The sequence below is a fragment of the Enterococcus mundtii genome, from assembly GCF_002947535.1.
Classification (GTDB): domain Bacteria; phylum Bacillota; class Bacilli; order Lactobacillales; family Enterococcaceae; genus Enterococcus_B; species Enterococcus_B mundtii_B.
In genome coordinates this window covers 24,832-40,027 of sequence record NZ_PUAP01000019.1, presented here as the reverse complement: position 1 = coordinate 40,027, position 15,196 = coordinate 24,832, and the positions used below count along the sequence as shown (strand labels likewise).

Here is a 15,196-nt window from a genome sequence, read left to right as displayed (position 1 = left end):
TTGTTTATTTTTGATATAGATAACTCATTTCTTTTGCGACTTCCAATAACGTCATCGTCGTCATCAGATGATCTTGCGCATGGACCATGATGATCTCCATTTCAATTTTTTGCCCACTTGCATACTCTTTCAATAAATGCGTTTGTGATTTATGGGCTTCTAAAATTTCCTGATTTGCTTCGTCTAGCTTTTCTTCTGCTTCTGTAAAATCTTCTGCTCGTAACAAAGCAAATGCCTCGTGGATCAATGTTCGTGCATTGCCACTGTGAAAAATAATATCAAAAGCGGTCACTTGAAGCTCTTCACTCGTGATTTTTTCCGTCATCAAGACTCCTCCTTAGTAAATCATTTTTATAAATTGTTCATTAAAATTTTCAAACGTTGGTTCAGTTAAAATCAGCTGCTGTAGGTCTAATCGATCAATGAATTTCACGATTGCCTTTGTGACAACAGTGATTCCTTCATTTTCGATACAAGAAGGAGAGACTAGAAAAACAAATTTGATCGCCTCTTGTTCGTCCCATTTCATCCCATCAGGAATGACGCCGACTGCAATTTTAGCGGTGGCTCCAACTGGGATCGCTGGATGTGGGACGACCACTTGTTCACTGAAGATGATCTGCCCCATTTTCTCACGACGTTCGATTTGGTGAATCATCTCAGACGTATAATTCTCCGTTTCATCTACTTGTAAAAGTGCCAACAAATCAGCGATAACTTGCACTTTTGTTGGCGCTGTAGGATAGACCTTAAACCATTTTCTAGAAATCTGTTCTTCATAAAAGTCTGCTTTTTCTTTCATAAGAGATAACGCTTCTTGGGGTTTCACAAAGCAAATTGGACGTTGCTCTTCGATCACTTTACGGATTTTTTGAACATCCTGATCATTCAAGAAAACACTGACATGAAGAACAGGCACTTTGAAAAACATCGTCGACAAATCAATGGAAGAAATGATCACATCAATATCCTCTAACGCCTGTTCATCGATTTCGTAGTAGCCTTTCACTTGTTTCACTGCAATGTTTTTCCCAAATTCACTCAACACCCGATTTTTTAACAATTGTGCACTTCCATAGCCAGTCGCACAGATGATCAACGCCTGGAGTTTACAATCGACCTTATTTTTTTCAATCGCTGCCATCAAGTGAAGTGCTAGATACGCCCATTCATCCTCATTGATTTTATAATCTTTCAAAGAAGGCATCTGACTAAAATAGTGTTTAGTCAATTCAAAGGCTCGTGGATCTTCTTTTTTGATCTCTTTTGTTAAAGGATTTTCCAGTGCAATTCCTCTCTTTAAACGAACTAACATGGGTTCTAAATGATTGATTAAGCCATTTCTGAATTGATAATCTTCGACGATCGACTGTCCAAGAACCTGAGCAAGCTCTTTAAGAACTGACATTAACTCTGTCACTAACTCTTGATTCTCCCTTTTATGGCTTTGATTTGATTTAGCCATCAAATGTAAGGCTAAATAAGCAATTTCATCTTTAGGGAAACGAACATTCATGATAGACTCGATCCGTCTGGTTATATTCTTGGCTGCTTGATATTCGGTCTCATGGATCTCTTCTCCAGTGATCTCAGGCACTTGGATCTCAAAACCGGCTCGCATTCGCTTGATTGCCAATGCTAAATGTAGCGCTAAATTTTGGATCACAAAATCAGAAACCCTCAATTTGGATTCACGAATCTCGTCCAAGATAATGATCACTAATTCTTCAAAATTGATTTCCTTGAAGAATTGACTGTTACCGAGGTATTCTTTCAAAGAATTGGTATACTTATTCCCAAAAAAGGTATCCATGATCACATGTCGCTTGTCTTGTTCTTGTCCCTCGATCCACATCCCCTGTTTATGTTTCGACACAACTTTCAACGAATAATCGGCTAACTTCTCTTTGATCTCTTGGATATCATTCACTAAACTCGAACGGCTGATATATAACTCTTCTGCCAAATCATCGATCACGATTGCGCGATCTTCCAAAAGTAGTTTATTTAAAATATACTTTTTTCGATCTTCTGAACCATAAAACTCAGTCACCTGATCACCATATTCCACAGTGACTTCCCGTTGCTTCAAAAACAGGGCAAAAGCAAGCTTATTGACGACCTCTAGTTGATACCCTTGACCTTGCTTGGCAATGAGTCTGCCGCCATTATTTTCGATTACTTCATTCAATGTTTTCAAATAGTTTCGAATCGTACGGTCAGATAATAATAATTCAGAAGCGAGGTACTGGCTCGTGAGGTATTCTCCTTGATGATCAATCAATTGCCGCAATAACTCTTTTTCTGTTTGTTTCATTATTATCTTCCCCTATTCGTCTATATATTTTCCTCAATCAGCTCTGCTAATTTTTGGATACCCGTAGGGATAGGAACATACGCTTGGAATGGTATACTTACAACCGGTTTCCCTACTGTTTTTCCTAGTTTAACAAATTTGTCCAAGTACATCGTGGTTTGAGGACTAATCAAAAACAAATCGAAGTCACTTGTCTTGATTTGGTTGTCTCCTTCAGTTGCAGAAACCGCGTCAACAAATACTTCTTCCCCTTTTCCTTTAAAATATTCTGTTGTTTTTGATGCCATCATCGAAGAAGACATCCCAGCGGCACAAATAATCAATGCTTTTTTCATTACGATCACTCCTCTAATTTTTTGATTGGATTTCTTATCTTCACTATAGAATGAAATCGCTTTCTTTTCAAAATAGATTTTTCCGTATCGCTTAGGAAAATAGTTATAAATACGTAAAAAAAAGAAGTCACACGGTTGTGCAACTTCTTCTTATCAATTACTGCGCATGGAAATTCAAACGCATACTGTAGATTGGGTTCAATGGATCATCCAAGCTTTCAAAATCAAAATTTTCTCCTACTGTTCCAAATAATGAGAAGGAGAAAGAAGTGCTATGCCCTTCGATCGTTCCTAATTCTCTGCGGTTATTGAGGTTTTTACCTGATGAAATCAACATGACTTGGTTGTCATTCAGATTATTTTTCACCCCAAGATCGATTTCTGTTAGTTTTTCCGTAGCTGACTGACTAACGACAGAACTCACTGATACTTGGACCGCACGTTCTGCATTGTTTTGGATCTGATAGGTTGGTGAGACGATACCATTGCTTTCTTTACTTTCTGCAAAGGATACATTAGTAGGAATCGTCACATCAATGTACTCGGAAGTATCTTCTAGAATCGTGACTTGACTGTTCAGTGTCCGAACATTACCCGCTTGGTCGGTTAAGGTGATCGTTACGCCATGATCGCCTACCGCTAAATCTGCAAATGCAGCATTATTTTCATACGCAACTTCAACTTTGATATCTGGTGTTAAAGTCCAATTATCAGTCGGATCACCATCTAAAAATTCACGAGGCTCTGGTACTGTTTGCCCTTTCGTGAACACTAATGGATCTTTTAATGTTCCGTCAGGTGCCGTGGTATCCACTATCCGTGGCATGGTATTTTTAAAAATTCGTTCATTCCCAGCCTCATCGATTGCGGTGATATCCATTGGGTAGTAAGTTCCTCCAGCACTCGGAGATAAATCGTACAAGTGAAGATGGTTCTCAAGTTTGATATTTGTTAACTCTGTCCAATTATCAGCTAAATTATCGATTAACGATCGTAATTCTTCTTGTGTAAAATCCCGATGCCTTGTCGCTTGAAGTACGGTCCAATGGCTTTTAACTGTCCCAGTCGGCGCTTGTGTATCGATCACGCGATACTTCACATCATAGTCCGTATAATTGCCGCGGATATCTTCTAGACGAACATTGGCATCATAGACGGTTGTCGATGGAGCAACATTGACAATACTGACGTTATCTCCGTTATCATTACACAAGGAAAGATCAATTTGATCGGTTGGCGTCGTGTTGTCCAATGGGTCCTCAGTAAAGAACTGCAATAGCTCATCTTTCGTCAATTCATCTTTTCTTCGTGCTTGAAAATCAACAGGTTGCGTGACGACATTTCCTGTTGGACCTTCGTTGTCTCCCGCAAGAAATTTAACTTCTTGTAACTCCGATTGATTCCCTTCCTCATCTTCTAAACGAATAAAGCCAATATATTCTTTGTATTCTAAGTCGTCTAACTCAAATTCGTTCCCTTCACTATCGACTAATTCAATGGTGATGTTTTCTGGCAAGCTCCAGTTATCGTCGGGGTCACCGTTGAAAAACTGCAACAAATCAGTTCGTGAGAAGGTATTTTCGGTATGACTTGAAAAATCAATGACTTCATTTTTGAAGTTAGCCGTTGGGGCTGTTCGATCTTCAATACGAATCATCGTTTGAGTAAAGGTACTTTCGTTTTCTGCTTCGTCTCGCGCAGTAATACTCGTTGGGTAAAACGCATTTTCCCCATTCGGTTTCATACCAGCCAAATTGCGATCTGCTGTTAGTTTGATATTCTCTAATGTGCTCCAATTATCCTCTAGATGTTTAAAGACTAAGCGCATTTCTTCTTGGGTAAAGTTTCGATGACGATTCGCTTCAAGGATCGTCCATGATGTTTTTCTTTCACCAGTCGGCGCTTGCGTATCAACCACCCGATAATTGACTGAGTATTCCGTTTGGTTGTTCGCTTGGTCTTGTAAACGAACTTTCGCATCATAAACAGTCGTCGACGGTGCGACATTGACGATACTCACAACATCGCCAGCATTGTTACGTAAGGAAAGATCAATCTGATCGGTTGGTGTCACGTTATCTAGAGGATCATCCGTAAAGAAGCGTAAAAGATCATCTCTCGTCAACTCATCCTTTCTTCGCGCTTGGAAATCTACGGGAGAGGTTGTGACATTTCCTGTTGGACCTTCCGTATCACCACCGAGGAATTTGACTTCTTGTAAAGAGGACTGGTTCCCTTCTTCATCTTCTAAGCGAATATAGCCCGTATGTTCTTTAAATTCCATGTTGTTTAGATTAAATTCATTGCCCTTCTCGTCTACTAATTGAATGTTGATATTTGGTGACAACGTCCAATTGTCCACAGGATCACCATTTAAAAATCGTAATAAATCGGTTCGTGAGAAGGTATTTGACGTATGAGTCGAAAAATCAATGACTTCTCCTTTAAATGTAGCCGTCGGTGCTTGGGTATCGACTATTCGATATTTCACAGAATAGTCCGTTTGATTATTGGCTTCATCCCGTAAACGTATCTTTGCATCGTGAATTGTTGTTGATGGTGCAACATTTTTGATGCTTACCGTATTTCCAGCACTGTCTAGTAATGCAATATCAATTTTATCCGTTGGCGTTTGATTATCTACTGGAGGATCGACAAAGAACTTCATAATATCCTCTTTCGTCAAATCATTCACTCTGGTAGCTTCAAAATCGACTGGTGTAGTGGCAACGTTAGCTGTCGGTCCTTGGCTATCTTTCAACTGAAAAGTCACTTCTTGTAAGTTGGACTGCATACCAATTTCATCTTCTAAGCGAATATAACCTGTATAGGTGCTCATTGATGGATCTAAATCAGATAAATAGATCGTCCGACCAGACTTATCTACTAATTGAATTTTGATGTCATCTGGTAATGTCCAGTTATCTTTCAAATCATTATTCATAAATTGCAAGAGATCTGAACGGGTCGGCACGTTTGTTTGTTCATTAAAGATACCAATGAATCCTGATTTAACCGTCCCAGTTGGTGCTTGTGTATCTATCACAACATAATTCGTCGTATGTGTCTCTGTCACTCCTGTTGTTTTATTTTTCAAAGTGACCACCATATCTCCACGAGCTTCTGGTCGCCATCCTTCAGCTGGAGAAGCAACAGAATACTCATAGTTATTAGGATCATCAGGCAATTGAGCAAACCATGAACGAATCTCTGCCTCAGTCATAGTAACTGGTGCACGTTGCGCTTGAATGATAATATTATTCCCAATAACAGCTGATGAACGACCATCATCGATTTCTAGACTCCCGATCTTCTCATTAGTATAATTACGACTGGTTAATTTTCTTGGTGTCGCAATGTCTGTATATTGTGTGGCAACCCCTGTTGCGCCTAACGTAACATTCCCACGAATCTCAACCGGTTCTGTCGAATTACTTATCTGTACTCTTTTTACGGTAAAATTGATCTCAGCGGTAAAATTAGAATAAAGCATGGCATTACCTGAAACTGTAATGTCTGAGCGGTTAGAAGAAATATTCAATAACAAATAAGTATTGTTGTGCGTCGGATGATTCCCATAATACATCTGAGTGTACAATTCATCCGGCATGCCGACACCACTATCCGTCACGATTGATGAAATCCAACCGTTATTCCCATTGACACGTTCCACCATTGAATAAGTTGGTACAGTTACGGAAAAAGTTTCAGTCGAATTGATTGCTGTGCCTAGAGTTATTTTTCGATTGATAGCCTTTTGCAGTACTCCCTCTAAATAAGAAATTCTACCGTGATTCGTCAGTTGTGCGAGATTTTCAGGTGTTTCATTCCATGCTCTCAAATAATTCGGTACAGGAGCTTCATCGATTGGCGGTAGTTCTGATACCACTGATTCCTCAGTTGCTACTTCATCACTTACAACCGGAGCTTCTTCCTCTATCTTTGGTACTTCCTCCACAACTTCTGGTGTTTCAATAACGGTTGATTCAGCGGGTATTTCCTGTTCCGGCTCTTCTTCTACTATTGGTTCTTCTACTGTTGGTTCTTCTATAGCAACTTCTGGTGTTTCTTCAGATAAGTGGCTTTCTGGCTGTTCTTCCATGATTTCCGTACTAGCTACCGTTTCATTTTCTATTGCAAATACTGCCGATGGCAACAATGCATGTTGGAACAACAGGAACGAAGTAGCGATCATCCGAATTTTTTTCGCTTTCAAAAATTCTGTCCCCCTCTCTCTTTCTTAGAATGTGCATGTTAAACGTACTGACTGTATGCATCTTTGAGATCAACTGATAACTATATGTAAGCGTTCAAAAACTATGTGCTTGATCACAAAAAATCTGACTTTACTTGCTCATACAGACAGAAGATACGTAAGTTTCATTCAGTATAAATAGTTCGCAGAACCGCTTTTCCACGATTGATCATTGTTTTATGTAATTATTTTACTGAATAACCTTCTTCTCCCTTTTAACTGTCTAAAAAGATAACACACATTCACATTAAAATTATCCATAATTCCATTATCGGAACAAAATCTTTTTCTACCGTTAGAAAGGTAAAAAAATCATTTTTTAATCTAAATTAGAGGAATAAACAGCAAATTTTAATCTTATTATTACCGAATTGCTTGATACACTTTTTTAATATGTATTATATATCGCTGATTATTCTTCATATTCCTTTGTCACTTTACTTTATCCAAAACCATAATTTCCATAAGTAAAAATTAGTGGTTTTTACTATGAGAACTTACAAAGATACTTCTCATAAAAAATAATTTTCAACTAAATCAAAAAGGAACAGCAAGAAAGGAGATTCTTTCTTGCTGTTCCAAAAATTATTCTAGGATTTCTCTTCACGTGTATCAGTTGGCGTAAACCATTTCTTATTACTTTGCATTGAAATTCAAACGCATGCTATACACTGGGTTCAATGGATCATCCAAACTTTCAAAATCAAAATTCTCTCCAACCGTTCCAAATAATGAGAAGGAGAACGATGTATTCTGACCTTCGATCGTTCCTAGTTCTCTGCGGTTATTGAGGGTTTGACCTGATGAGATCAACATGACTTGGTTGTCATTCAGGTTGTTCTTCACCCCAAGATCGATTTCTGTCAATTGTCCAGTATTGGATTGGCTAACGACAGAACTTACTGACACTTGGACTGCACGTTCCGCATTGTTTTGGATCTGATAGGTTGGTGAGACAATGCCATTGCTTTCTTTACTTTGGGCAAAGGACACATTCATTGGGATCGTCACATCGATATACTCGGAAGTATCTTCTAGAATCGTGACTTGACTGTTCAATGTCCGAGAATTTCTCGCTTGGTCTGTCAGAGTGACTGTCACACCATATGTTCCCACTTCCAAATCTGCAAACGAGACATTATTTTCATACGTGACTGCTACTTGAATATCTGCTGACAAGGTCCAGTTATCCGTTGGCTCACCATCGAGAAACTCCCGTGCATTTGGTTCTGTTTGTCCTTTGGTAAATACCAATGGATCTTTTAACACACCATCTGGTGGAGTCGTATCGTTGATTCTTACTCGCGTACTAGAGAATCTTCGTGTATTACCTGCTTCATCAGTCGCAAATACTTCTGTCGGATAAAAAGAACTACCTGTATTTGGCGCAGCATTATACAAGTATCGATCGGCTCTTAGTGTAAGATTTTCTACTTCTGTCCAGTTATCTTCAAGATTCGTCAATAAAGACCGTAGCTCTTCTTGAGTAAAGTCACGTTCTCGAGTAGCTTCAAAGACCGTCCAAGTATCTTTCACTCCCCCTGTCGGTGCTTGCGTATCGATCACGCGATAGTTAACAGGATGTTCTGTAAAATTGCCTCGGATATCTTGTAGACGAACATTGGCATCATAGACAGTCGTCGATGGTGCGACATTGACGATACTCACCACATTCCCAGCATGATTCCGTAAGGAGATATCAATTTGATCCGTTGGTGTCGTATTGTCTAGTGGGTCTTCGGTAAAGAACCGCAAAAGGTCATCTCTCGTCAGTTCATTCACTCGGCGTGCTTGAAAATCGACTGGTGTCGTAACGACATTTCCTGTTGGCCCCTCATTATCTCCTGCAAGGAATCGAACTTCTTGTAAATCTGTACGATTCCCGTGTTGGTCTTCCAAACGAATAAAGCCAGTATATTCTTGGTATTCTAGGTCATCCAACTCAAAGGTGTTTCCTTCGTTATCCACTAATTCGATGGTGATGTTTTCTGGTAAGCTCCAGTTATCGTCAGGGTCACCGTTGAAAAACTTCAACAAATCTGTACGAGAGAACGTATTCGATGTAAGCGTGGAAAAGTCAATGACTTCATCTTTGAAGTTAGCCGTTGGAGCCGTTCGATCTTCAATACGAATCATCGTTTGAGTAAAAGTACTTTCGTTCCCCGCTTCGTCTCTAGCAGTTATCGTTGTTGGATAAAATGCATTCACCACATTTGGGCTCATTCCTGCCAAATTACGATCTGCTTGTAATCTGATATTCTCCAAGGTACTCCAATTGTCTTCTAATTGGTTGAAAACTAAACGCATTTCTTCTTGGGTAAAGTTTCGATGGCGATTCGCTTCAAGGATCGTCCATGATGTTTTTCGTGAACCAGTTGGCGCTTGCGTATCGACCACGCGATAGTTAACCGGATATTCCGTCCGATTGCCCGCTTGGTCTTGTAGACGAACATCCGCCTCATAGACGGTATCTGAAGGGGCTACGTTGACGATACTGATGACATTCCCTAAACTATTTCTCAAAGAAATATCGATCTGATCCGATGCTGTCACATTGTCCAGTGGATCTTCGGTAAAGAACCGCAACAAATCATCTCTCGTCAACTCGTTCATCCGGCGTGCTTGGAAATCAATCGGTGTGGTAACGATATTTCCTGTTGGAGCCTCATTATCGCCAGCAAGGAATCGAACTTCTTGTACTTTAGAGCGGTTCCCTATCTCGTCTTCCAAATAAAGATATCCCGTATGTTCTTCCAAATCCAATTCGTTTAGGTTAAATTCGTTGTCATTCTCATCAACTAATTCGATTTTGATATTTGTTGGCAAGGTCCAGTTATCGCTTGGATCACCTGTTAAAAATCTCAACAAATCGTTCCGCGAGAATGAGTTTGAGTTATGGTTAGAAAAGTCAATGGTCTCCTCTTTAAAAATCGCTGTTGGCGCTTGCGTATCAACCACTTGATAACGTACAGGGTATTCTCTTGTATTTCCTGCTTGATCGGTTAGACGAATCGTCGCTGAAAGTTCACTCGTTGAAGGAGGAGTATTCGTAATATCAAGTTTCTCACTGGCACTATCCAACAATTCAACAGTGATATTTTCTGTTGTTGACCAATTATCCGATGGATCTCCAACTAAGAAAGAGGAAATCTCTGATGTGCTTAGTTCCCCTTGTCTTCTTGCTTCTAGGGATACGATATCTGTCGTAACATTTGCGGTAGGTGCTTCGTTGTCTATCACTCTAAACCTTACTTCTTGTAAAGAGGTTTGGTTCCCTGCCTCATCTCTAAGACGGATATATCCAGTTTGGATCTGCGTGGATGGCGCAATTTCATGAAGATTGAGTGTTGATCCGTTACTGTTCACTAGTTGTAATTGAATATTTTCTGGTAATGACCAATTATCCTCAGGATTTCCATTCAGAAACGGCATCAACTCATTACGTGAAGGATTACCCGATCGACGAGCTGCCAGATCTACCACAGCATTATTAAAATTAGCGGTAGGTGCTTGAGTATCGACTACTCGATATTGAACAATCGTTTCACTCCCACCACCACCTGGCACACCGACAGGTGCACTGATATTTCCTGCCTCATCCTCAAATGTCAATCGTCCCATGTAAAATCGATTTGGATTAGGTGCTATCCCTGTAAAAGTGGACATAACATCTCCAACAAGATTGCGGAAAGCTATGTTTATATCCTCTGTTAAGGTCCAGTTGTCACTTAGCTCAGTAAGTGCCATGGCAAAGTTCGCTCGATCAATGGCGACAGACCCACCAGACCTCCGAGCTTGTATGTCTGTAACCGAATACGCACGGACTCTACCTACTGGTGCTTGAGTATCAACTACTTGATAATTCGTTGTATGAGTTTCTGTGACTGCGGTAGTCTTGTTTCTTAATGTGACAATCATATCGCCAGTCGTTCCCGGTCGCCATCCTTCTGCTGGTGATGCTACGCTATACTCATAGTTGTCAGGATTATCAGGTAAGCGAGTAAACCAGGACCGAATCTCATCTTCACTCATCGTGACTGGTGCACGTTGTGCTTGGATCGTGATGTTCGTCCCAATCACAGCTGGTGAACGTCCGTCATCAATGGTAAGACTACCGATCGTCTCATTGTTGTAACTAAGATTCATCACATGCCTTGGCGTAGCAATATTGGTAAACTGTGTCGCAACCCCTGTCGTACCTAGTCCAACATTTCCTCGAATTTCTACTGGTGCTGTCGAATTACTCGTCTGAACCCTTCTTAAAGTAAAATTGATGGTTGCAGTGAAATTCGAATTGATTGTAACAGTCCCTGTTACAGTGACGTCTGATCGATTTGAAGTAATATTCGTCAACGTGTACGTATTTCTATGAGTCGAATGATTTCCATAATACATCTGTGTATATAATTCATCAGGCATTCCAACAGAACTGTCCGTAACAATTGAAGAGATCCAGCCATTACTAGTGCCTTGTCGCTGTACCATAGAATGTGTCGGTACAGTCACGGAGAAATCCGCTGTTGCATCCACCGCATTGTTTAAAGTAATGGTGCGATTGATGGCATTTTGTAAGACAGCTTGGATATAGGAACTTCTCCCATGGTTGGTTAATTCTGCTACGTTTTGCGCAGTTAAATTCAGCCTTCCCAAATGGTTAGATAGTGGACTTTCATCAAGCGGGGGCACCTCTTCTTGCGTTTCCAACGTCTCTATAGTCTCCCCCGTCGCTGGCTCTTCTGGAGTTGCTTCCATCGGTGGTACTTCTTCTGCCACTTCTGGTGGAGCTTCAGGAATTTCCGCTACTAAGTCAGGCTCTTCCTGAATAATTGGTTCTTGTTCTGCTACCGCTTCTGGGACTTCTTCCAACAAGTGGCTTTCTGGCTGTTCTTCCATGATTTCTGTACTAGCTGTCGCCTCATTTTCTATCGCCAATGCCACTGACGGCATCAATGCATGTTGGAATAATAGGAACGAAGCAGCCATTATTCGTATTTTTTTTGTTTTCAAAACTTCTCTCCCCTCTCTTATTTTTTAACAATACAGGTAAATAAGATTGATCTACCTTTTTTGAAGCAAGTGATTGCGATAAGTAATCGTTCAAAACGATGACTTGATCGTAAAATCTCTACAAAGTACAGCTGTAGATAAAAGATATGTATTCAACCTAGGCATCTTCCTAAAACCAATGTGAGTTAACAATGGTTTTTTTATGTGAAAAAAATCATCTGTTCTATTATAAAATTAAAAATAACTCAAAGAATAATAATGGTAATGCCATATTAAGATTATCCATAATTCTAGGAAGCTAATAAAATCTTTTTTTACCGTCAGCAAGGTAAAAAAACACACGAGATTCTAACTGCCATTTATAACTGTTATTTTCATATGTTACGTTGCACCGATCTACACTTGATTTGCTACTATTCTTTACTTAAATGGCTCTTTTGCAAATACATCATCATGTAGAGAAAATCGCTTAGATTAAAATTTCCCTCCAGTGGAAATTTATAAAAAAAAAAGCCACATTCTTAGGAAATCCAAAGGAATTTCATAAGAATGTGGCATCTCGTTTTATTTTAACAATTACTTATTAATTTGCGACGATGTTGACTAATTTGTTTGGAACAACGATTACTTTTCTGATTGTTTTTCCTTCTAATTGTTCTTTGATACTGTCTTCGGCCATTGCTGTTTTTTCTAGTTCTTCTTTTGATAAGTCACGTGCAACACTGGCTTTTGCGCGAACTTTTCCATTGATTTGGAAGACTACTTCTACTTCATCTTCAATCAAAGCAGCTTCATCATAAGTCGGCCATGGTGCATAAGAAAGATCTTGTTCATTGCCTAGGATCGCCCATAGCTCTTCGCCGATATGCGGCGCGATTGGTGCTAGTAATTGTACGAATCCTTCGATATATTCATAAGGTAAGGCATCGACTTTATATGCTTCATTGACAAAGACCATCAATTGCGAAATCGCTGTATTGAAATGTAGATTTTCGTAATCTTCTGTGACTTTTTTGACTGTTTGATGATACACTTTGTCAAGCTTACCGTCATTCAGTGTCGTGATGCGATCCCGCATTTTGTTGTTTTCATCTACGATCAAACGCCAAACACGATCTAAGAATTTACGACTGCCTTCTAAGCCATTTTCACTCCACGCAATCGATGCGTCTAATGGTCCCATGAACATTTCGTATAGACGTAACGTATCCGCACCATAAGCTTCCACGACATCATCAGGATTGACGACATTGCCTCGAGATTTAGACATTTTTTCATTGTTTCCTCCAAGGATCATTCCTTGATTGAACAATTTTTCAAAAGGTTCTTTTGTTGGTACCACACCAATATCATAAAGGAATTTATGCCAGAAGCGGGCATACAATAGATGAAGTACCGCATGTTCTGCTCCACCGATATAAATATCTACTGGTAACCAACGCTCTAGTTTTTCGTAGTTGGCTAATTCTTTTTTATTGTGTGGATCGATATAGCGTAGGTAATACCATGAGCTTCCTGCCCATTGTGGCATCGTATTTGTTTCACGACGTCCTTTTTTACCAGTTTCTGGATCAACGACATTGACCCACTCGTCAATATTCGCTAATGGTGATTCCCCTGTTCCACTTGGTTGGATATTGGTTGTTTTTGGTAAACGTAATGGCAACTCTTCTTCAGGTACAGTTGTTACTGTTCCGTCTTCCCAATGGATGACTGGGATTGGTTCACCCCAATAACGTTGACGAGAGAATAACCAATCACGCAAGCGATAGCTGACTTCTTTTTTCCCAACGCCTTGTTCTTCCAACCATTGATTCATTGCATCGATGGCTTCTTCTTTGTTCAATCCGTTCAAGAAATCAGAATTGATATGCACACCATCTTCTGTGTAGGCAGCTGTTGACATATCGCCACCTTCGATGACTGGTAAGATTTCTAGATCAAAAGTTTTTGCAAACTCGTAATCACGTTCATCATGTGCGGGTACTGCCATGATCGCTCCTGTTCCATACGATGCTAACACATAGTCAGCGATCCAGATAGGGATTTCCTTGCCATTTACTGGGTTGATGGCATAAGCACCTGTAAATACGCCTGTTTTTTCTTTGGCAAGATCGGTACGTTTAAGATCTGATTTTTTCGCTGTTTCTGCGATATACGCTTCAACTGCTTCTTTCTGTTCTGGGGTCGTGATCTCACGAACCAAGTCTAACTCTGGTGCTAGCACAGAGTAGGTTGCGCCAAATAACGTATCCGGACGTGTGGTAAAGACTGTATATTCTTTATCTGTTCCAGCCACTTTGAACGTGACATTTGCTCCAACTGAGCGACCGATCCAGTTTCGTTGCATTTCTTTGATGCTTTCAGGCCAATCAACAAGTTCTAGGTCATCGATCAAACGATCTGCATAAGCAGTGATTTTCAGCATCCATTGACGCATCGGTTTACGGATGACATCATAGCCACCACGTTCACTTTTTCCGTCAATGACTTCTTCATTAGAAATAACAGTCCCTAATTCAGGTACCCAGTTCACGGCTACTTCGGCTTCATAAGCTAAGCCTTTTTCGTATAATTTTGTAAAGATCCATTGTGTCCATTTGTAATACTCCGGATCTGTTGTATTTACTTCACGATTCCAATCGTAACTAAAACCAAGTGAATTGATTTGACGACGGAATGTTTCGATATTTTTTTGCGTAAATTCTGCAGGGTCATTCCCTGTATCCAATGCGTATTGTTCTGCCGGTAGTCCAAATGCATCCCACCCCATTGGATGTAGCACGTTGAAGCCTTGACTACGTTTGAAACGAGCTAGGATATCTGTTGCTGTATAGCCTTCTGGATGTCCGACATGTAGACCTTGTCCTGATGGATAGGGGAACATATCCAACGCATAGAATTTTGGTTTGCCTGGTTCATCATGCGTATTGAAGGTATTATTTTTTGCCCAATATTTTTGCCATTTTTTTTCAATTTCTTTGTGATTATAGCTCATCTTGAACCTCCTATTTTAATGTAGTGTTCTGTTTCTCTTTTAGCATCTAAACATGAAAAACAAAAAAATCCTATAAAAAGATTGCTCTTTTTATAGGACGTAATCTACGTGGTACCACCTAATTTTGCCTTACTAAACAAGGCCTTGAACGTTGTAACGGTCGTCACCGCCTCTGCTTACTGGAAAAACCGTTCAGCAGGTGCAACTCAAAGGCGAGTTCAAAAGCGTCCGTACACATTTTCACCAACCATGTGCTCTCTAAAACTTTCGACTTTTTACTACTT

The 15,196-nt window shown here is 40.0% G+C and carries 6 protein-coding genes and 1 other annotated feature (1 of these 7 cut by a window edge); all 6 genes read right to left on the bottom strand.

Translation table 11 applies throughout. The features are described 5' to 3' along the window. Positions 1-4: 4 nt before the first annotated feature. Positions 5-325, bottom strand: a complete 321-nt coding sequence (locus CUS89_RS05870) for a PTS cellobiose transporter subunit IIA (RefSeq protein ID WP_104871412.1) — start codon at positions 323-325, stop codon at positions 5-7. A gap of 12 nt (positions 326-337) precedes the next feature. Next, positions 338-2,317, bottom strand: coding sequence for a BglG family transcription antiterminator (locus tag CUS89_RS05865; RefSeq protein ID WP_104871411.1), 1,980 nt, complete (start codon positions 2,315-2,317; stop codon positions 338-340). A 20-nt stretch (positions 2,318-2,337) separates the two neighbouring features. Further along, positions 2,338-2,652: a PTS cellobiose transporter subunit IIB gene (locus tag CUS89_RS05860; protein ID WP_010734143.1), complete on the bottom strand. Its 315-nt coding sequence runs from the start codon at positions 2,650-2,652 to the stop codon at positions 2,338-2,340. Between the two features lie 157 nt (positions 2,653-2,809). After that, positions 2,810-6,868, bottom strand: a complete 4,059-nt coding sequence (locus CUS89_RS05855) for a hypothetical protein (protein ID WP_104871410.1) — start codon at positions 6,866-6,868, stop codon at positions 2,810-2,812. A gap of 675 nt (positions 6,869-7,543) precedes the next feature. Continuing rightward, a complete protein-coding gene (locus CUS89_RS05850) occupies positions 7,544-11,914 on the bottom strand; it encodes an Ig-like domain repeat protein (protein ID WP_181055320.1) in 4,371 nt (1,456 codons plus the stop codon). Positions 11,915-12,497: 583 nt separating this feature from the next. Beyond that, the gene (gene leuS, locus CUS89_RS05845) at positions 12,498-14,912 is read right to left on the bottom strand and encodes a leucine--tRNA ligase (RefSeq protein ID WP_104871408.1); all 2,415 of its coding nucleotides are present in this window, start codon (positions 14,910-14,912) and stop codon (positions 12,498-12,500) included. Positions 14,913-15,002: 90 nt separating this feature from the next. Then, positions 15,003-15,196: a binding site (T-box leader), on the bottom strand; it runs 19 nt beyond the window's last position.

What these genes read in the sequence shown, in the direction of transcription:
- leuS (WP_104871408.1), bottom strand. Translation starts at nt 14,912, where the DNA reads ATGAGCTATAATCACAAAGAAATTGAAAAAAAATGGCAAAAATATTGG.
- CUS89_RS05865 (WP_104871411.1), bottom strand. Translation starts at nt 2,317, where the DNA reads ATGAAACAAACAGAAAAAGAGTTATTGCGGCAATTGATTGATCATCAA.
- CUS89_RS05860 (WP_010734143.1), bottom strand. Translation starts at nt 2,652, where the DNA reads ATGAAAAAAGCATTGATTATTTGTGCCGCTGGGATGTCTTCTTCGATG.
- CUS89_RS05870 (WP_104871412.1), bottom strand. Translation starts at nt 325, where the DNA reads ATGACGGAAAAAATCACGAGTGAAGAGCTTCAAGTGACCGCTTTTGAT.